17 protein-coding genes are annotated in these 17280 nt (G+C 67.2%); 6 read left to right on the forward strand and 11 right to left on the reverse strand.

Translation table 11 applies throughout. From position 1 onward, the window contains the following. Positions 1-253 precede the first annotated feature (253 nt). The 6 genes from era to rpoZ form a co-directional block, all read right to left on the reverse strand. The gene (gene era / locus VHB27_RS11790; RefSeq protein WP_325600550.1) at positions 254-1153 is read right to left on the reverse strand and encodes a GTPase Era; all 900 of its coding nucleotides are present in this window, start codon (positions 1151-1153) and stop codon (positions 254-256) included. Continuing rightward, on the reverse strand, positions 1150-1833 hold the full coding sequence (rnc, locus tag VHB27_RS11795) for a ribonuclease III (RefSeq protein WP_325600552.1): 684 nt from the start codon (positions 1831-1833) through the stop codon (positions 1150-1152). The genes era and rnc overlap by 4 nt, the downstream gene beginning before the upstream one ends. Positions 1834-1843: 10 nt before the next feature. Continuing rightward, entirely contained in the window at positions 1844-2599 is a 756-nt protein-coding gene (gene lepB, locus VHB27_RS11800) for a signal peptidase I (RefSeq protein ID WP_325600554.1), read from the reverse strand. Positions 2600-2694: 95 nt separating this feature from the next. Further along, the gene (acpS, locus tag VHB27_RS11805; protein WP_325600556.1) at positions 2695-3102 is read right to left on the reverse strand and encodes a holo-ACP synthase; all 408 of its coding nucleotides are present in this window, start codon (positions 3100-3102) and stop codon (positions 2695-2697) included. Positions 3103-3131: 29 nt separating this feature from the next. Next, a complete protein-coding gene (locus tag VHB27_RS11810; protein WP_325600558.1) occupies positions 3132-5423 on the reverse strand; it encodes a RelA/SpoT family protein in 2292 nt (763 codons plus the stop codon). A gap of 4 nt (positions 5424-5427) precedes the next feature. Then, positions 5428-5838, reverse strand: a complete 411-nt coding sequence (gene rpoZ, locus VHB27_RS11815) for a DNA-directed RNA polymerase subunit omega (RefSeq protein WP_325600560.1) — start codon at positions 5836-5838, stop codon at positions 5428-5430. 215 nt (positions 5839-6053) lie between these two features. Here rpoZ and VHB27_RS11820 point away from each other — a divergent pair, with 215 nt between their 5' ends. Together VHB27_RS11820 and VHB27_RS11825 are read left to right on the forward strand one after the other, a co-directional pair. Then, entirely contained in the window at positions 6054-7697 is a 1644-nt protein-coding gene (locus VHB27_RS11820; RefSeq protein WP_325600584.1) for a cisplatin damage response ATP-dependent DNA ligase, read from the forward strand. Positions 7698-7748: 51 nt separating this feature from the next. Next, positions 7749-8546 (forward strand): HpcH/HpaI aldolase family protein, encoded by a 798-nt coding sequence (locus VHB27_RS11825; protein WP_325600562.1) that lies wholly within the window; start codon positions 7749-7751, stop codon positions 8544-8546. Positions 8547-8706: 160 nt separating this feature from the next. Here VHB27_RS11825 and VHB27_RS11830 read toward each other — a convergent pair whose 3' ends face one another. Together VHB27_RS11830 and VHB27_RS11835 are read right to left on the reverse strand one after the other, a co-directional pair. Next, on the reverse strand, positions 8707-9939 hold the full coding sequence (locus VHB27_RS11830) for a PLP-dependent aminotransferase family protein (protein WP_325600564.1): 1233 nt from the start codon (positions 9937-9939) through the stop codon (positions 8707-8709). 189 nt (positions 9940-10128) lie between these two features. After that, a complete protein-coding gene (locus tag VHB27_RS11835) occupies positions 10129-10914 on the reverse strand; it encodes an SDR family oxidoreductase (protein ID WP_325600566.1) in 786 nt (261 codons plus the stop codon). A gap of 116 nt (positions 10915-11030) precedes the next feature. Here VHB27_RS11835 and VHB27_RS11840 point away from each other — a divergent pair, with 116 nt between their 5' ends. Genes VHB27_RS11840 through VHB27_RS11850 form a run of 3 tightly spaced genes read left to right on the forward strand, consistent with a single transcriptional unit; the run spans position 11031 to position 14172 of the window. Next, positions 11031-12257: an LVIVD repeat-containing protein gene (locus tag VHB27_RS11840; RefSeq protein WP_325600568.1), complete on the forward strand. Its 1227-nt coding sequence runs from the start codon at positions 11031-11033 to the stop codon at positions 12255-12257. Between the two features lie 20 nt (positions 12258-12277). Beyond that, positions 12278-13213, forward strand: coding sequence for an NAD(P)-dependent oxidoreductase (locus tag VHB27_RS11845; RefSeq protein ID WP_325600570.1), 936 nt, complete (start codon positions 12278-12280; stop codon positions 13211-13213). 59 nt (positions 13214-13272) lie between these two features. Then, positions 13273-14172: an LLM class F420-dependent oxidoreductase gene (locus tag VHB27_RS11850; protein WP_325600572.1), complete on the forward strand. Its 900-nt coding sequence runs from the start codon at positions 13273-13275 to the stop codon at positions 14170-14172. A 203-nt stretch (positions 14173-14375) separates the two neighbouring features. On the opposite strand, the gene VHB27_RS11855 is transcribed toward VHB27_RS11850, so the two are convergent. Beyond that, on the reverse strand, positions 14376-15359 hold the full coding sequence (locus VHB27_RS11855) for an LLM class flavin-dependent oxidoreductase (RefSeq protein ID WP_325600576.1): 984 nt from the start codon (positions 15357-15359) through the stop codon (positions 14376-14378). Positions 15360-15436: 77 nt separating this feature from the next. Here VHB27_RS11855 and VHB27_RS11860 point away from each other — a divergent pair, with 77 nt between their 5' ends. Then, positions 15437-15712 carry a hypothetical protein gene (locus VHB27_RS11860; RefSeq protein ID WP_325600578.1) on the forward strand — a complete coding sequence of 92 codons (276 nt, stop codon included), beginning with the start codon at positions 15437-15439 and terminating at the stop codon, positions 15710-15712. Here VHB27_RS11860 and VHB27_RS11865 read toward each other — a convergent pair. Together VHB27_RS11865 and VHB27_RS11870 are read right to left on the reverse strand one after the other, a co-directional pair. Then, positions 15677-16711, reverse strand: a complete 1035-nt coding sequence (locus VHB27_RS11865; RefSeq protein WP_325600580.1) for an LLM class flavin-dependent oxidoreductase — start codon at positions 16709-16711, stop codon at positions 15677-15679. The genes VHB27_RS11860 and VHB27_RS11865 overlap by 36 nt on opposite strands. Positions 16712-16727: 16 nt before the next feature. Next, positions 16728-17280, reverse strand: a 553-nt coding sequence (locus tag VHB27_RS11870; protein ID WP_325600582.1) for a DUF445 domain-containing protein, incomplete at its 5' end; no start/stop codon positions are given.

A 17280-nucleotide genomic window follows, 5' to 3' on the forward strand; every position in this document is an offset into this window, starting at 1 on the left:
CGCATCGGCTATCGAGTACGCATCACCGTCAAGGCGCAGCCGATAACCTGCCTGGACAGGGCATCAAGCCGATCCCGACAGTCCCCCATTTGCGTGTTCGGCGTGCTTTGCGGTTCCATTGTCCTTACCCACCCGCACGACACCTGCCCGTTCCGTCCCAGGTTGCTCTGCTCAAATCGCGCGGATCGGCGATCAGTGACGACCGTCGCGCGTCCGCGGCTCTTGAACCCATCGGCTACTACCGGCTGAGCGGCTATCCAGCCTTGCCGGGATCCTCCAGGCCGATCGCCCGCAGACGCGCCCCTTCCTCGTCCCAGCCCTTGCGTTCCTTGACGTTGAGAAACAAGTGCACGGGCCGGTCCAGCAGACCGGCCAGGTCCTGGCGGGCGCGGGCGCCGATGGATTTGATCCGGCTGCCCTTGTCGCCGATCAGGATCGCCTTGTGCCCCGCACGGGACACATAGACCGTGACGTCGATGCGTACCGATCCGTCCCGCCGTTCGGCGAAGCTCTCGGTCTCCACCGTCGCGCCGTAGGGCACCTCTTCATGGGTTTGCAGGAAAATCTGCTCCCTGACGATTTCCGCCGCCAGCAGCCGGTCCGGCAAGTCGGTCAGGTCGTCTTCCGGATAGAGATACGGTCCTTCCGGCATCGCCTCGGCGAGCGCGTCGCCCAGCGCGGCGACGCCGTCGCCGGTCTGGGCGCTGACCATGTAGGTCTCTTCGAACGGCGCGAGTTCCGAGAGGCTCTGGGTCAGCGGCAGGAGGGCGGTGGGGGACACCAGGTCGGTCTTGTTCAGCACCAGCCAGCAGCGGCGTTTCGCCTCCGCCAGCTTGCCGACGATCTCGCGCACCTCGTCGCGCAGGCCGGCGCGCGCGTCGACCAGCAGGACCGTCAGGTCGGCGTCGGCCGCCCCGGTCCAGGCCGCCGCGACCATCGCCCGGTCCAGCTTGCGGCGCGGGCGGAAAATGCCGGGCGTGTCGACCAGCAGCACTTGCGACTGGCGGTGCATGAAGATGCCCAGCACGCGGAAGCGCGTCGTCTGCGCCTTGGGCGAGACGATGGACAGCTTCGCCCCGGTCAGCCGGTTGAGCAGGGTGGACTTGCCCGCATTGGGGGCGCCGACGATGGCGACGAAGCCGCAGCGGGTCATGGTTTCGCCACCCGGGCGGGCACGAGGCGCTCCAGCAACGCCTCCGCCGCCAGTTGCTCCGCCGCCCGTTTGCTGCCCGCACGGCCGAGGCCGATATCGTCGCCCATGCTGACGGTGACGGTGAATTCGGGCGCGTGCGGCGGGCCGGAACGGTCGGTGACCTGGTAGAACGGCAGGTCCTTGCCGCGCTTCTGGGCCCATTCCTGCAAGGCCGTCTTGGCGTCCTTGGGCGGATCGACCTGCGACAGCATGGCATCCTGCCAGGCCCGCCGGACGAAGCCGCGGGCCACCTCCAGGCCGCCGTCCAGGTAGAGCGCACCGAGCGCGGCCTCCAGCGCGTCGGCCAGGACCGTGGCGCGGCGGGTGACGCCGGCCTTGGCCTCGCCGGGTGAAACGGATAGGGCCATCGCCAGCCCGATCGTCTCCGCGACATGGGCCAGCACCGGCTGGGAGACCAGGTAGGCCAGGCGGCGGCCCAGCTCCCCCTCCTGCTCGCGCGGGAAGCGTTCGGCCAGCCATTCCGCCATCGTCAGGCCCAGCACGCGGTCGCCGATGAATTCCAGCCGCTCATTGCTGCCGCGGCCGCGGCCCTGTGCGGCCGACCGGTGCGTCAGTGCCTCTTTCAGCAGCTCGGGACGTTGAAACCTGTGGCCAAGGATCGCGTCGAACCCGTCGCTCATGCCGGCGCTGTCAATGGATTGGCTGCAGAAGCCGGGACCAGCGGATCTCGAACGGCCATTCCCAGACTTCCCACCAGGGATATTCCGCGTCGAAGGAGAAGAACAGGATTTCGGCGCGGCCGACGAGGTTCTCGACCGGCACGTAGCCCACCTGGTCCATGAAGCGGCTGTCGGCGCTGTTGTCGCGGTTGTCGCCCATGGCGAACACGTGGCCGGGCGGGACCACGTATTCCGGCGTGTTGTTGGCCCAGCCGTCATCCCGTTCCTTCAGGATCTGGTGCTTCACGCCGTCCGGCAGCGTTTCTTCATAGAGGCGGCTCATGACCCGGATGCCGTTGTCGTCGGCGACATAGGTGCCTTCCGGCTGGCGGGGGCAGAGCTGGCCGTTGATGTAAAGCTGCCCGTCACGGACCTGGATACGGTCGCCGGGCAGCCCGACGATGCGCTTGATGTAGTCGATCGACGTGTCCCGCGGATACTTGAACACCACGACGTCGCCGCGCTTGGGCAGGGACCCGAAGATGCGGCCCGAGAACAGCGGGGGCGAGAAGGGGAAGGAGTAACGGGAGTAGCCGTAGCTGTATTTCGAGACGAACAGGTAGTCGCCGACCAGCAGCGTCGGGATCATGCTGCCCGATGGGATGTTGAACGGCTCATACGCGAATGTCCGAACGCCGATCGCAATCAGGGCGGCGTAGAAGATGGTCTTGATGTTCTCGACCAACGCGCTCGATTGACGTCTGGGCTTGGCCTTGGTTGTCGCCATGAGATGAAGAAACTTTCAGGATATCAGCGAATGGCCGGAGCCGGGAAAGGCGCGCGGATCAAGCCCAGCCTGCCCTTTCCTGTCAAGGAATCGCGTCACCGCGCGGGCACCGCCGAGATGATGACCTGCGCGTAGGCATAAGGGTATTCGTCGGTCATCGTCAGGTGGACCTCGGCCAGCATGCCGTCCGGCGTGATCGCCGCCAGCCGTTCCGCGGCCCCGCCGGTCATCCTCAGGGTCGGCTGGCCACCGGGAAGGTTGACGACGCCGAGGTTGGAGAAGAACACGCCCCGGCGGAAGCCGGTGCCCAGCGCCTTGGCCGCCGCCTCTTTCGCCGCGAAGCGCTTGGCAAAGGTGCCGGCCTGGATCTTCTCGGTCCGGCGCATGGCTTTCGCACGCTCGGTCTCGGTGAAGACACGTTCCAGGAACCGCGCGCCATGCCGCTCGATCGCCGCTTCGATCCGCCGAATGTCGCAAATGTCCGAACCGATGCCGAGGATCATGCCTTGACTGCTCGATGGTGTTGCGCGGGTTAGCTGCCTGTCGCCCGCTCGACGCCCTTGACCGATTTCAGGCCGCGCAGGCCGACGATGACCTTGGACAGGTGGCCGACGTCGCGAACGTCGACATCGACCAGGACCTCCATGAAATCCTGCTGCCGGTTGACGATCTTCAGGTTGATGATCGACCCGTCCTGCTTGGCGACCGCGTTCGCCAGGTCCGCGAGCGTGCCCTGCTCGTTGCTGGCGATCACGCTGATCCGCGCGGTATGGCCGCTGCCCTTGCCCTGTGCGGGATTGTGGCTGACCGCCTCATAGTTCCACTCGATATCGATGAACCGCTCCGGCGTCGCGGCGAAGCCCGTCAGGGTCTGGCATTCCCTGGCATGGATGGTGACGCCCTTGCCGGTCGTGACGATGCCAACGATCTCATCGCCCGGCACGGGGTGGCAGCATCCCGCGAAGGTATAGGCCATGCCGGGCACCAGGCCGGTGACGGGCATGTCGTGGTCGAACCGGGCAGGCGCCTTGCCGCGGGGCAGCAAGGGCGGGACCATCCGCGGCGCGCGGGGGGCCTGGCGAAGCTCGGGATAGGCGGCGTGGACGACGTCGCGGGCGAACAGGTTGCCGTTGCCGATCGCGACATAGAGATCGTCCAGCGACGCGACCTTCAACGCCTTCAGTGCCGGTTCCAGCGCCTTTTCCGACCCGTCCACCCCGGCCTGGCGGAACGCCTTGGTCAGTTCCGCCCGGCCCGCGTCGCGGCTTTGCTGGCGCTGTTCCTGGTGGATGAAGCGGCGGATGCGCGCACGCGCCTTGCCGGTGACGACGAACCGTTCCCATTGCGGCGACGGCGTGCCGCCGCGCGCGGTCATCACCTCCACCTGGTCGCCGTTTTCCAGGTGGTGCCGCAGCGGCATCAGCCGGCCGTTCACCTTCGCCCCGACGCAGGTGTCGCCGACCTGGCTGTGGACGGCATAGGCGAAATCGACCGGCGTCGCGCCGCGCGGCAACTGGATCAACTGCCCTTTCGGCGTGAAGCAGAAGACCTGGTCCGGATAGAGCTCGAGCTTCGTGTTCTCCAGGAACTCGTCCGGCGCGGCCGAATCGTCCAGGATCTCCAGCAGGTCCTGCACCCAGCGGAAGCGCTGCACGTCGGTGCCGTCGACCTTCCGGTCCGGGGCCTTGTAGACCCAGTGCGAGGCGACGCCGTTCTCGGCCACGTCGTTCATTTCCGCGGTGCGGATCTGCACTTCGATCTTCTGGTTGCGCGGCTCGCGCAGCGTGACGCCGGTGTGCAGCGACTGGTAGCCGTTCGATTTCGGCGTCGAGATGTAGTCCTTGAAGCGGCCGGCGATCACCGGATAGGCGGAATGGACCGCCCCCAGCGCGCCGTAGCAATCCGCCTTCGTCTCCACGACGATGCGGAACGCCATGATGTCCGAAAGCTGCTCGAACGCGACGTTGCGCCGATGCATCTTCTCCCAGATCGAAAAGGGCGACTTCTCCCGGCCGGTCACTTCGATGACATGGATGCCGGCGTCGGTGCAGACCTTGATCAACTCGTTCCGGACGTCGTCGATGACGTCCGCGCCCTGTCCGCGCAGGAAGTTCAGCCGCGCCAGGATGGTGGCGTAGGCCTCGGGCTCCAACTGCTTGAACGCCAGCGTCTGCAACTCGGTCTTGACCGCGTCCATGCCGATCCGCTCCGCCAGCGGCGCGTAGATCTCCATGGTCTCGCGCGCGATGCGGCGGCGGCGCTCCGGCTCCTTGACGAAATGCAGCGTCCGCATGTTGTGCAGGCGGTCGGCGAGCTTGACCAGCAGCACGCGGATATCGCGGCTCATGGCCAGGACGAGCTTGCGGAAGTTCTCCGCCTGCTTGGTGCGGTCGGATTGCAGTTCCAGCCGGGTCAGCTTGGTGACGCCGTCAACCAGGCCGGCGATTTCCTTGCCGAAGCGGTTTTCGAGGTCGGGCAGCTTGAAGCTGGTGTCCTCGATCACGTCATGCAGCAGCGCCGTCGCGATCGAGGAGGTGTCGAGATGGTAGCCGGCGAGGATCTTCGCGACCGCCAGCGGATGGGTGATGTAGGGTTCGCCGTTGTCGCGCCGCTGCGTGCTGTGGGCCTGCGCCGCCAGCGCATAGGCGGCCTCGACCAGCGACGTGTCGGCCTTCGGGTCGTAGTCCCGGATGATCTCGACCAGGTCCGCGGTCGCCGGCTGGCCGGCGGGCGGAAGGGGAAGGTCACGCTCAGGCAGGCTGGATGTCCGAGGGGGGGCCGCCGGAACCAAGTTGGGGTCGCTGACGAAGCCCCCGCCTTCCATGCGCCTACCGCGAACCGCGACCGCCGAGTTCTGCCTCGATCGCGGCTTCCAGGTCTTCGGGCGACATGCTCTCGTCGGCTTCCGCCGGCAGGCTGGCGGTCTCTTCCTCGGCCGAGACGTCCTGCAGGCCGAAGATGTTCTGGTCGGTGGGGATCAGGTCCAGCACCTCCTCGTCCGCCGGCTCCGGTTCCGGGGCGCGCGACAGGGACTTGATCAGGTCCTGCTCGATCCGTTGCAGCTCGATGGTCTCATCGGCGATTTCGCGCAGAGCGACGACGGGGTTCTTGTCGTTGTCGCGGTCGATGGTCAGTTCTTCGCCACGGCTGATGTTGCGGGCACGCTGGGCGGCCAGAAGAACCAGCTCGAACCGGTTCGGGACACGTTGGACGCAATCTTCGACGGTGACGCGCGCCATGCGCTCAGCCTCCAGCACTTGAACTTTGGGTGGACCGTCTCATTAAGGGAGCGGCCAGAACATTGCAAGGTATGGTTGCCCTGCCGGTGCGTCAAGTGGACGTGCGGCCCGTGCCGGGCGCGGCCGCCGCCGGCCCCCGTTGCGCCCGCCGCCCGTTGCGCCCACCACTGGCCCCGCCACTGGCGTTTCGCCGCCAAACGCCCAACATGCCGGATATGATCGCCTTCGCCACGCTGCTCGAGCGGCTGGTCTTCACGCCATCGCGCAATGCCAAGATCGCCCTTCTGCGGCGCTATTTCGCCACCCAGCCGGACCCGGAGCGGGGGATCGGCCTCGCCGCCATCACCGGCGAGCTCAGCTTCACCGCCGCCAAGCCCGGCCTGATCCGGGAACTCGCCGCCGGCCGCACCGATCCGGTGCTGTTCGACTGGTCGTATGACTATGTCGGCGACCTGGCCGAGACGGTGGCGCTGATCTGGCCCGCCGCAAGCGCCCCATCCGGCAGTGCCCCATCCGGCAGTGCCCCATCCGGCAGCACCCCATCCGGCAGCACCCGGTCCGACCCGCCGACGCTGGCCGAGGTGGTGGACACGCTGGAGACGGCGCCCAAGGCGGCCTTGCCGGGCATCGTCGCCGAATGGCTGGACTGCACCGACGCCTCCACGCGCCTGGCCCTGCTGAAGCTGATCACCGGCGGGCTGCGGGTCGGCGCCTCCGGCCGCCTCGCTAAGATCGCGCTGGCCGAGATCGGGCAGGTCAGCGTCGACGAGGTGGAGGAAGTCTGGCACGGCCTGGCTCCGCCCTACCGCCCGCTGTTCGCCTGGCTGGAGGGCAGGGGACCGAAGCCCGACCCGGCCGATGCGCCGGTCTTCCGCCCGCCGATGCTGGCGCATCCGCTGGAAGCCCCCGACATCGCCGCCCTGCGCCCCGAGGACTGGCGCGCCGAATGGAAATGGGACGGCATCCGCGTACAGCTCGTCGCGACCGAAGGCGGCCGGCGCATCTATTCCCGCGGCGCCGACGACATCTCGGGCACGTTCCCAGAGCTTGTGTCCGCGATGGACTTCCGGGCGGTGCTGGACGGGGAGTTGCTGGTCGTCCGCGACGGCGTCGTCGCCCCGTTCGCGGATCTGCAGCAGCGGCTGAACCGCAAGACGGTGACCGCGAGGATGATGGACCGGTTCCCGGTCATGGTCCGGCTCTACGACCTGCTGTTCGACGGGACCGAGGACCTGCGGACGCTGCCGTTCGACCAGCGCCGCGGGCGGCTGGAGGCCTGGCTCGCGCGCACCCGTCCCGCCCGCATGGACCTGTCGCCGCTGATCCGCTTCTCCTCCCTCCAGGAGTTGATGGTCCTGCGCGACGGGGCCCGCGCGGCGTCGATCGAGGGGCTGATGCTGAAGCGCAGCGACAGCCTGTACCTGCCCGGTCGCGTGAAAGGGCAGTGGTGGAAGTGGAAGCGCGATCCGCTGACCGTCGACGCCGTCCTGATGTATGCGCAGCGCGGTCATGGCAAGCGCAGCAGTTTCTACTCGGACTACACGTTCGGCCTCTGGCGCGGCGATGAGCTGGTCCCGGTCGGCAAGGCCTATTTCGGCTTCACCGACCAGGAGCTGGCGTTCCTGGACCGCTGGATCCGCAACAACACGACGGCCCGCTTCGGCCCGGTCCGGGAGGTCGCCAAGTCGCTGGTGCTGGAAGTGGCGTTCGACGCCGTGCAGCTCTCCAACCGCCACAAATCCGGCGTTGCCATGCGGTTTCCCCGCCTGGCCCGCATCCGCACCGACAAGCCGGCCGGCGAGGCGGACCGGCTGGAGACGCTGATGGCGCTGGTGGAGGACCGCTCCCCCGTCGATTGACCTTGGTCCCGGCGCATGCTGGTTTTCCGCCAGCGATTGGGGAAACGGACCATGCCTCTGACCAAGAACGTGACCAAGCAGCGCCTGAAATCGGGCAAGATGGCCCTTGGCTTCGGCGTACACCACCTCCGTTCGGTCGCCACGCCGATGGTGATCGCGCTGACGGGCCATGACTGGATGTTCATCGACGCCGAACACGGGGCGTTCAACATCCAGGAGATCACCCAGCTTTGCATCGCCGCGCTGCCGATGGGCGTGACGCCGATCGTGCGCGTCTGCGCCGGCGCGATCGACGAGGCGACCCGTGCGCTGGACAACGGGGCGCTGGGGATCGTCATTCCGCATGTGGATACGCCGGCCGAGGCGAAGCGGATCGCCGATGCCTTCCACTACCCCCCGATGGGTCATCGAAGCTGGGGCGGCCCGCCGGCGGTCTATGGCTATGCCGCGCCATCGACGGCCGAGGCGCAGGCCGCGATCAACCAGGAGATCCTGACCGTCGTGATGCTGGAAAGCCCCGAAGCCATCCGCAATGCCGACGCGATCGCGGCGTTGGAGGGGATCGACGTGCTGTTCATCGGCACGTCGGACCTGACGGCGGAACTGGGCATCTCCGGCCAGATGGGTCATCCGAAGGTGGTCGAGGCCTACCAGACGGTCGGCGATGCCTGCCGGAAGCACGGCAAGACGCTGGGCATGGGCGGCATCTACGACGAAGAGCATGCCTCCCGCTATGTCGGCATGGGCGCTCGGTTTCTGCTGACGGGGTCGGATCACCTTTACATCGCGACGGGTGCGAAGCAGCGGATCGATTTCTTCCGCGGCCTGCCGGGCGCTCCGGTGGGTTGAGGGCAGGGCCTCTGCCCGGAGGTCCTGACCCCGAAGCCCTGCAACCGGGCAACGCACCTCTTCCCGTCCCGGCCGGCGCAGGCCCGCCGTCCGCGCCCTGCGGTGCCGGTGGAGAAAAGCGCCCCGATGAGACCCGGCCAGGTCGTTACAAAATCAACCGTCACTCCCGCGACACGTTTCCGCTCCGAACCGGAATTCCCGTCTGCTCGTAACAAACCCGAGCGAGTTCGGCCACTCCGTTTTTGATGGTATCTTTGGAGGGCATGGCAAAGCAAAGACGGAGGCAGTTGCTGGAATTATCCGCACTGACCGCCCATTCCGGACCAGGATTGAATACGATCCCCGCGTCCGCCGCGGGCTTCACCAGTTTCCGCACATCCACGCTGTCCGGCAGCTTGATCCACAGGAAGATGCCGCCCTTCGGCGCCCAGCATTCCGCCGAGGCCCCGAATTCGCGTGCCACGGCCTCGGTCATCGCGTCCAGCTTCTCCTTCAGTACGCCGTTCAGGTGGTTCAAGTGTCGGTCGAAGTTGTGGGAGAAGTATTCGGCGACCACCATCTGGTCCAGCGCGCCCGTCCCGCTATCGCCCTTCAGCGGCAGAAGCCGGCTCATGATCGGCCAGGGCGCGATGATGTAGCCCAGCCGCAAGGCCGGGGCGAGCGATTTCGAGAACGAACCAAGATGGACGACGCAGCTTGGGTCCAGCGCGTAAAGCGCGGGCGGCGCATCGATCCCTTCCCACAGCAGGTCCGCGTAGCACTCGTCCTCGAAGATCGCGACGTTGTATTCGTGCGCCAGCTTGATCAGCGCATGGCGCCGGTCCAGCGGCAGGATGCTTGCCGTCGGGTTCTGGATTGTGGGGATCGTGTAGATGAACTTGGGCGTGATTCCCTTGGCCTTCAGGTCGGCCAACTGCTTCGCCAGCGCGTCGATGACGATCCCGTCGGCGTCGAGCTTCATGCCCTGCAGCTTCGCGCCCAGCTTGCGGAACCGGTTCATCGCGCCCTGGTAACAATACTCCTCGACCAGGATCGTATCGCCCGGATCGACCATCAGCTTGCTGATCATGTCGATGCCCTGGCCGGACCCCGTGGTGATCATGATGTCGTCGATCGGCACGTCGATCCCGCGCACGCGCTTGGACTTGTCGGCCACGAACTGCCGCAGGCCCGGGTATCCCTGCGGCCCGAGGCCCAGGTTGTAGATCGCAAGCTTGTCGCCTTCGCGCCGCAGGACCGAGGCGCAGGCGTCGATCAGCCCCTCGATCGGGATCTGTTCCGGATCGTTGTTGCCGCCCACGAAGTAGTATTTCGGAAACGGCGCCCAGCGCGGCGCGGGATCGGGCAATCCCGAGCTGAACAGCTTGCCGAAATCGAACGTGGTGGCGCTCATGATGCCGTTTCCTCCGGTGTATTATGCTCGGCAGCCTAGAGCAGGTTCGGTGCGAGTGGAACCTCCATCCCCGTCATGGTCAGGCCAAGCCCGGTCAAGCCCAAGCCCGGTCAAGCCCAAGCCCGCTCAAGCCAAGCCCGCTCAAGCCAAGCCCGGCCACGACGGGATCGGCGCCGGTGCCGCGTGCGCCTATGCGGTCATCTGCATGTCGGCATCGACGCTGATCGCCTGGCCGCTGATCGTCGTCCCGAACGGGCTGGCGAGATACAGCGCCATGTTGGCGATGTCCTGCTGGGTGACGAAGGATTTCAGGCTGGTGGTGGAGACCATCCGCTCCGTCATCTCGTTCTCCGATATCCCCGCCGCCTCCGCCTTCGCCTTGATCACCGCTCGGATTCGCGGCCCGTCGACGGGGCCGGGCAGGATGGCGTTCACGCGGATGCCGTCCGGGCCCAGTTCCATCGACAGCGTCTTGGTGAAGCCGATCACGCCCCATTTGGCGGCGCTATAGGGCGCGCGCAGCGGGAAGCCGAAGCGCCCGGCCGCCGAGGACAGGTTCAGGATCGCCCCCCCGCCATTCGCCCGCAGCACGGGGATCGCGCGGCGGGACATGTGGAACATCGAGCCGACGTCGATCCTCAGCGTCGCTTCCAGCGCCTCGGGCGTCACGTGCTCCACCAGCGCGGTCGGCCCGGCGATCCCGGCGTTGTTGACCAGCACGTCCAGGCCGCCCAGGTGCGCCACCGCCTTGTCGACGAAGGCCTCGCACTGCGCGGGATCGCCGGCATCGGCCTTCATGCCGGCATGGCCGCAGGACTTCAGCGCCGCCTCGTCGAGGTCGCTGACGAAAACCTGGGCGCCGCAGAACGCGAAGCTGTTGGCCATCACGAGGCCGATGCCGTTGGCGCCGGCCGAGATCGCGACGCGGTATCCGGTCAGATCGACCGTCAGTGGACTATTGGCTCCCGTGACCATGCCTTCCCCTTTCCCTCGTGTCCGGTAATCTATGACGGCCGGGCTACTTCATCATCTGCCGGTCGACCATGCGGATGCGTCGGGTTCTTCGCGCTGAAATAAGGGGAGGGCAAGCCATGATTACGCCGGAGAGTGCGCACAACATCACGTTCGTCGGCCACACCGGCCAGGGCGGGAAGGGGGACGGCGTTCAGGTCATGGTCAACCGGGGCCATGCCTATATCGGCACGCGGGTCAGCCGCTGCATCACCGTCACCGACGTGCGCGATCCGCGCCATCCGAAACCGGTCAACTTCGTGCCGATCCACCCGAATTCCTGGTGCATGCACCTGCAGACCGCCAACGACCTGCTGCTGTGCATCGAGGAACTGGACCTCAAGGCGCTGCTGTCGCAAAAGGATTACTATAGCGGATCGAACCAGGTGGACTCGGCGCGCTATGGCAGGCGCGGCGAAGACTTTTCCGCCGGCATGCGGGTCTATGACATCAAGGACCCCGCCAATCCCCGAGCGATCGGCTTCATGGAGGTGCAGGGGCTGGGGCTGCACCGCATCTGGTGGACCGGCGGCCGCTATGCCTATGCTTCCGCGCTGCTGGACGGGTTCCTGGACCACATCCTGATCGTCATCGACATGGCCGATCCGACCAAACCCGTCGAATGCGGCCGCTGGTGGATCCCCGGCATGAACGCCGCCGGCGGGGAGACGCCGTCCTGGAGCAAGGGGCGCTATGCGCTGCATCACGCGGTGGTCGAGGACGACGTCGCCTATGGCTCCTGGCGCGACGGCGGGCTGACGATCCTGGACGTGAAGGACAAGTCGGCACCGCGGCTGATCGTGCATCGCAACTGGACGCCCCCTTATGGCGGCGGCACGCACAGCGCGCTGCCGCTGCACGACCGGGACCTGCTGGTGGTCGCCGACGAGGCGACGCTGAACATCGATCAGGAACAGATGAAACGGACCTGGATCTTCGATATCCGCGAGAAGTCCAATCCGGTTTCCATCGCAACGATGCCGACGCCGTCCGAGCGGGACTACGTCAAGCTGGGCGGGCAATTCGGTCCGCACAACCTGCATGAGAACCGGCCGGGATCGTTCCGCTCGTCGGACATCATTTTCGCCACCTGGCAGAGCGCCGGCGTCCGGGTCTTCACCATCAAGGACCCGTACCGGCCGGAGGAGATCGGCCATTTCGTCCCGCCGCAGCCGACGACATGGATGGAGCCGATGCGCGGCCGCGCCAAGATCCGGCACACGGCGGATATTTTCGTCGCGCAGGACGGCCTGATGTACGTCACCGACTATGACGCGGGCCTTTATATCCTGCAGTGGAACGGTTGAAGATAACGGAGGAAACGGGAATGAAGATCGGTTTTATCGGCCTCGGCATGATGGGCGCGGGCATGGCGTCCAACCTGCAGAAGGCGGGGCACGAACTGGTCGTGCATGACCTGACGCGCCAGGCCGCCTCGCGGCACCTGAACGCGGGCGCGACCTGGGCGGACTCGCCCAAGGCGGTGGCAGCCGCCTGCGACCTCGTGTTCACCTCGCTGCCCACCCCCGCCGACGTGCAGCGGGTGGGGACCGGGGAGAACGGGCTGAAGGAAGGGTTCCGGAAAGGGGCCGCGTGGTTCGACCTGTCGACCAACGCGGTCGACGTGGTGCGCGCCTTGCACGCGGAATTCGCCGAACAGGGCGTCGATTTCCTGGATGCGCCGGTCAGCGGCGGGCCGCGCGGCGCCAATAGCGGCCGGCTGGCGATCTGGGTCGGCGGCGACCAGGCCGTCTACGACAAGTACCAGGCGGTGCTGTCTGCGATGGGCGACCAGGCCGCCTATATCGGTCCGATCGGTGCCGGATCGATCGCCAAGCTGGTTCACAATGCAACCTCCGCCGCGGTCAACGTCGTGCTGTCCGAGGTCTTCACCCTGGGCATCAAGGCCGGCGTCGATGCCTTGTCGCTGTTCAAGGCCGTGCGGCAGGGGGCGACGGGCCGGTCGCGGACATTCGATCGGCTGGCGGATCATTTCCTGACGGGCAGCTACGATCCGGCCGACTTCGCCCTTCGCCTCATCCACAAAGACGTCTCCCTCGCATGCCAACTCGCTCGGGATGTCCAAGTGCCGATGCGCCTGACCAACCTCGCGCTGCTGGAGTTGACCGAGGCGCTGAACCGGGGCTGGGCACAGCGCGATTCGCGCGTCGCCGCCTTGTTGCAGCAGGAACGAGCCGGGATCGAACCGATTGCCGTGCCGCCCGACCAGATCAAGGCTGTCCTGGAGTCCGACGCGAAATAGCCCGACGCGAAATAGCCCGGCGCGAAATAGCCCGGCGCGAAACAGACGGAGTGAAAGCGATGCAGTTCGGTGTGCTCAGCCCCTTCACCGTCATCGGCGGCGATCCGACGATGGTGCGCGACTACGCCTTGCAGCTTGAGGCGATGGGCGTGGACTTCCTGGAGATCCCCGATCACGTCCTCGGCGCCAACCCGGCCACCGCCGAAGACGTCGGCGGACGCGGCGTCATGGCCAACAACCCGTACCATGACCCGTTCGTGCTGCTGGGCTACCTGGCCGGCTGCACGACCAGGCTGGGCTTTTCCACCGGCGTGCTGATCCTGCCGCAGCGGCAGACGGCGCTGGTCGCCAAGCAGGCGGCATGCCTGGACGTGCTGTCCGGCGGCCGGTTCCGCCTGGGGATCGGCGTCGGCTGGAACCCGGTCGAATTCACCGGCCTGAACGAGAACTTCCACAATCGCGGCCGGCGTTCGGAAGAGCAGGTGCAGGTGATGCAGGCGCTCTGGGCGCAGGAGTACGTGACGTTCAAGGGCCGCTACCACACGCTGGAGGACGCAGGCATCAGCCCCCGGCCGCAGTCGGGGCGCATCCCGTTGTGGTATGGCGGCCATCATGAACACACCCTGCCGCGCATCGCGAAATGGGGCGACGGCTGGATGCCGAACGCCTATCCGCCGGACCAGTCGGCGCTGGACATCTTCACCGACCTGCGCCGCCTGACCGAAAAGGAAGGGCGCGATCCGGCGCAGATGGGGATCGAGGTCTGGACGTCCTGCGGCGACGGCGACGAAGCGCAATGGCGTCAGGAGGTCGCGTTCTGGAAGAAGGCCGGCGCCTCGCATATCTGCCTGACGACGACGTTCAACCGGCGCCACCACAAACGTATCGCAGGGAAAACGGCGGCAGACCATATGGCGGCGACGAAACGGTATCACCAGGCGATTGCTGACGTGCTGTGATCGCGATCGCCGATGGGCGGGCGGCACCACTCCGCTCCGCGTCCTGGTCGGGGCCAAGCCCGACCATCCATGACCTGCGGTAAAGGCGTGGATGGCCGGCCTGCGCCGACCAAGACGCGAGAAGGGGCGGTACCGCGCAATCGCTTGAGTAGGCGCCTACACGGTCAAGCCACGCCATGACGGTCGAGTAACGGCCACGCCCCTCACCGCAGAGTCGCGAAAACCTCGCCCAGCCGCTTGATCGACGCGACCGTCTTCTCCTGGTCCAGCCCCGGCCACTGGCTGCGCATGATGAAGTGATCCACCCCCAGCCGCTCCTTGTACTTCAGGATCTCGTCCTTCACCGACTCCTTGTCGCCGATGATGAAGCGTTCCTTGGCGAACTCGTCCAGCGTGGTGCCCTCCAGCGGGCTGGTCATCCCCCACGCCGCATAGGCCGCGTATTTGTATTCCAGCGCCTTCCGGCACTCCTCGAACGCCGTCTTGTGGCTGCTGCCGACGTAGCATTCGCGCGCGATCGGGAACTCCAACGGCGGGCGGTTGTACTCCGCGATCGCCGCGCGATACGTCTTCATCCCCGGCTCGATCTCCGCCAGCGACGACGCGTTGGCGATCAGCCACGCATCGCCGATCCGAGCGGCGCGCTTGATAGCGGCGTCGACGAGGCCGGCGATGTAGATGGGCGGGCCGCCCGGACGCGTCGGCTTCAGGCTGATGCCCGCGTCGCGCACCGTGAAATGCTTGCCCTCGTGCGTGATCGTCTCCCCGGTCCACAGCTTGCGCATCAGCGACACCGCTTCCGAGAAGCGGCTGGCGCGGTCGGACAAGGGCACGTTGAACGCCGTGAACTCCGGCACGCGATAGCCCAGGCCGGCGCCCAGCACGTAGTTGCCGCCGGTCAGCACGTCCATCGTGGCGGCTTCCTCGGCGACGTGCATCGGGTTCATCGGCGGCAGGATCAGGATGTTCGGCCCGAACACCATGCCTTTGCCCTCGGCCGCCAGGTACGCCATCGCCGGCATGATCTGCAGCATCTGCATCGGCGCCGTCAGCCAGTGATGCGGAAACCAGATCGAGCGGAACCCGGAGTCGCGGCAAACGCGCACCTGCTCGACCAGGGCGGGAATCTGTGCCCCGACATTCACCTCTTCCGGCCATTGCGTGTTGATGAAAAGTCCGACCTTCATGCCCTGTTCCTCTCCTTGTCCCCCAATCTTACGGTCGCCCTTGAAGCTCGGCCAGGGGCGGACCACTCTCCTTCGTCATGAACACCCATCGTCCGCCCGAAATCGACATGACGCCGGAGGGCGAATTCGTCGACCCGCCGCGCCCGCCGATCCTGACGCGCGTCATGATGTGGGCCATCGTCGTCGCCGTGCTCGCCGGCGCGCTGTCGATCGCCGCCTTCGCCCTGTGGCTGTTCCTGCTGCTGCTGCCGATCGCCCTGGGCGCGGCCGCCGTGGCCTATGGCGTGTTCCGCTTCCAGGCCTGGCGGGCGCAGCAGTCAGTCGGCGGCCAGCGGAACGTCTGGCGCCCCTAGACCGAACGCCCGCGCCAGCAGCGTATAGGACCGGCGGCGTGCCTCCGGGTCGTGCAGCGTCGTCAGGATCGCGATCTCCTCGACCTTGTGCTCTTCCGCCAGCGCCCGCAGCTTCGCGCCCACGACGTCCGGCGTGCCGTACAGCGCGCGGGCGCGCATCCGTTCGATCCGCAGCGTTTCGCCCTCGGTATAGGTGCGTTCCGCGGCCTCCTCGGGCGAGCCCAGGGCCATGAACACGCCGCGGTCGCGGTTCAGCCGCCACACCTCCCGCGAGCGGAAGAGCCGCGCGGCTTCCTCCGGCGTCTCCGCCGCCATGGCCCAGACGCACAGCGCCGCGTGCGGCACGGGATGCGCCGCGCTGGGCCGGTAGCCGTCCCGATAGATCGCCAGCGCCTGGTCGGCGCCGCGCCCGTCGGTGATGAAATGGGCGAAGCAGAACGGCAGCCCGAAATAGGCCGCGACCTGCGCGCCGTAGTCGGAGCTGCCCAGGATCCACACCTCCGGCACCGTCGGTCCGGCCGGCTGGGCACGGACGTCGCGGAACGGATGGTTCTCGACCAGCGGCTGGCCCGACACCCAGGCGATCAGGTCGCGCACATCGGCGGGGAACGTATCGGCCGCGGTCTCCGCCCGCGGGTTCAGCGCATAGGCCGTCCGCCCGTCGGACCCCGGCGCGCGGCCCAGCCCCAGGTCGATCCGCCCCGGCGCGATCGCGTCCAGCACGCGGAACTGCTCCGCCACCTTCAGGGCGGAATAATGCGGCAGCATCACCCCGGCCGACCCGACCCGGATGCGGTTGGTGGTGGCGGCGATGGCCGCGATCAGGATCTCGGGCGCGGTCCCCGCCTGGCTGTCGGAGTTGTGGTGCTCCGCGCACCAGTAGCGGCTGTAGCCCAGCGCCTCGCAATGCTGCGCCAGCCGAAGGCTTTCGCGGATGGAGGTGTCGGGGGACCGGCCGGTGACCACCGTCGATTGGTCCAGGACCGAAAGCCGCAGCATGCGTCCTCCTATAGCGTCAGTAGAACGTGGTATGGCCGAACAGCGTGTCCAGGAGGGCGAACAGCAGCCCGCCGATCAGGAATCCGACGATGGTCCCGTTCATCCGGATATATTGCAAGTCCCGGCCCACCCGCAGCTCCAGCCGGTCCACCACCGTCGCGGTGTCCCAACTCGCCACCACCTGGCCGATGAACTCGGCGATCCGCATCTGCGCGCTGGGCAGCAGGGTCCGCACGATCCCTTCCGCCGCGCCCTGCAGCCGGTCGCGGGCCGCCGGATCGGCTTCGAGGATGGCGCCGAGGTTGCCTAGCGCGCCTTCGACATAGGCGACGGTGCGGCCGTTGGGCTTCGCCAGGTCGGCTTCCAGCGCCAGGCGCATGCGCGACCAGATGTCCCACAGCCAGACCTGCACCGTCTCGTGCGCCACGACGCGGCGGATGGCGGCCCCGACCTCGGCGGCGCGGGCGGGTTCGGTCTCCATCCGGGTGATCTCCCGCCGCACCCACTCGTCGAACGCCGCCCGCAGCTCCGACCCGTCCGGGCTCATCTTGTCCAGTTCGGCATTGATC

This window comes from Rhodopila sp., from assembly GCF_035548235.1.
Classification (GTDB): domain Bacteria; phylum Pseudomonadota; class Alphaproteobacteria; order Acetobacterales; family Acetobacteraceae; genus Rhodopila.

What these genes read in the sequence shown, in the direction of transcription:
- VHB27_RS11825 (WP_325600562.1), top strand. Translation starts at nt 7,749, where the DNA reads ATGCCTCTGACCAAGAACGTGACCAAGCAGCGCCTGAAATCGGGCAAG.
- VHB27_RS11850 (WP_325600572.1), top strand. Translation starts at nt 13,273, where the DNA reads ATGCAGTTCGGTGTGCTCAGCCCCTTCACCGTCATCGGCGGCGATCCG.
- acpS (WP_325600556.1), bottom strand. Translation starts at nt 3,102, where the DNA reads ATGATCCTCGGCATCGGTTCGGACATTTGCGACATTCGGCGGATCGAA.
- VHB27_RS11855 (WP_325600576.1), bottom strand. Translation starts at nt 15,359, where the DNA reads ATGAAGGTCGGACTTTTCATCAACACGCAATGGCCGGAAGAGGTGAAT.
- rpoZ (WP_325600560.1), bottom strand. Translation starts at nt 5,838, where the DNA reads ATGGCGCGCGTCACCGTCGAAGATTGCGTCCAACGTGTCCCGAACCGG.
- rnc (WP_325600552.1), bottom strand. Translation starts at nt 1,833, where the DNA reads ATGAGCGACGGGTTCGACGCGATCCTTGGCCACAGGTTTCAACGTCCC.
- VHB27_RS11860 (WP_325600578.1), top strand. Translation starts at nt 15,437, where the DNA reads ATGAACACCCATCGTCCGCCCGAAATCGACATGACGCCGGAGGGCGAA.
- VHB27_RS11810 (WP_325600558.1), bottom strand. Translation starts at nt 5,423, where the DNA reads ATGGAAGGCGGGGGCTTCGTCAGCGACCCCAACTTGGTTCCGGCGGCC.
- lepB (WP_325600554.1), bottom strand. Translation starts at nt 2,599, where the DNA reads ATGGCGACAACCAAGGCCAAGCCCAGACGTCAATCGAGCGCGTTGGTC.
- VHB27_RS11865 (WP_325600580.1), bottom strand. Translation starts at nt 16,711, where the DNA reads ATGCTGCGGCTTTCGGTCCTGGACCAATCGACGGTGGTCACCGGCCGG.
- VHB27_RS11835 (WP_325600566.1), bottom strand. Translation starts at nt 10,914, where the DNA reads ATGGTCACGGGAGCCAATAGTCCACTGACGGTCGATCTGACCGGATAC.
- VHB27_RS11820 (WP_325600584.1), top strand. Translation starts at nt 6,054, where the DNA reads ATGATCGCCTTCGCCACGCTGCTCGAGCGGCTGGTCTTCACGCCATCG.
- era (WP_325600550.1), bottom strand. Translation starts at nt 1,153, where the DNA reads ATGACCCGCTGCGGCTTCGTCGCCATCGTCGGCGCCCCCAATGCGGGC.
- VHB27_RS11830 (WP_325600564.1), bottom strand. Translation starts at nt 9,939, where the DNA reads ATGAGCGCCACCACGTTCGATTTCGGCAAGCTGTTCAGCTCGGGATTG.
- VHB27_RS11845 (WP_325600570.1), top strand. Translation starts at nt 12,278, where the DNA reads ATGAAGATCGGTTTTATCGGCCTCGGCATGATGGGCGCGGGCATGGCG.
- VHB27_RS11840 (WP_325600568.1), top strand. Translation starts at nt 11,031, where the DNA reads ATGATTACGCCGGAGAGTGCGCACAACATCACGTTCGTCGGCCACACC.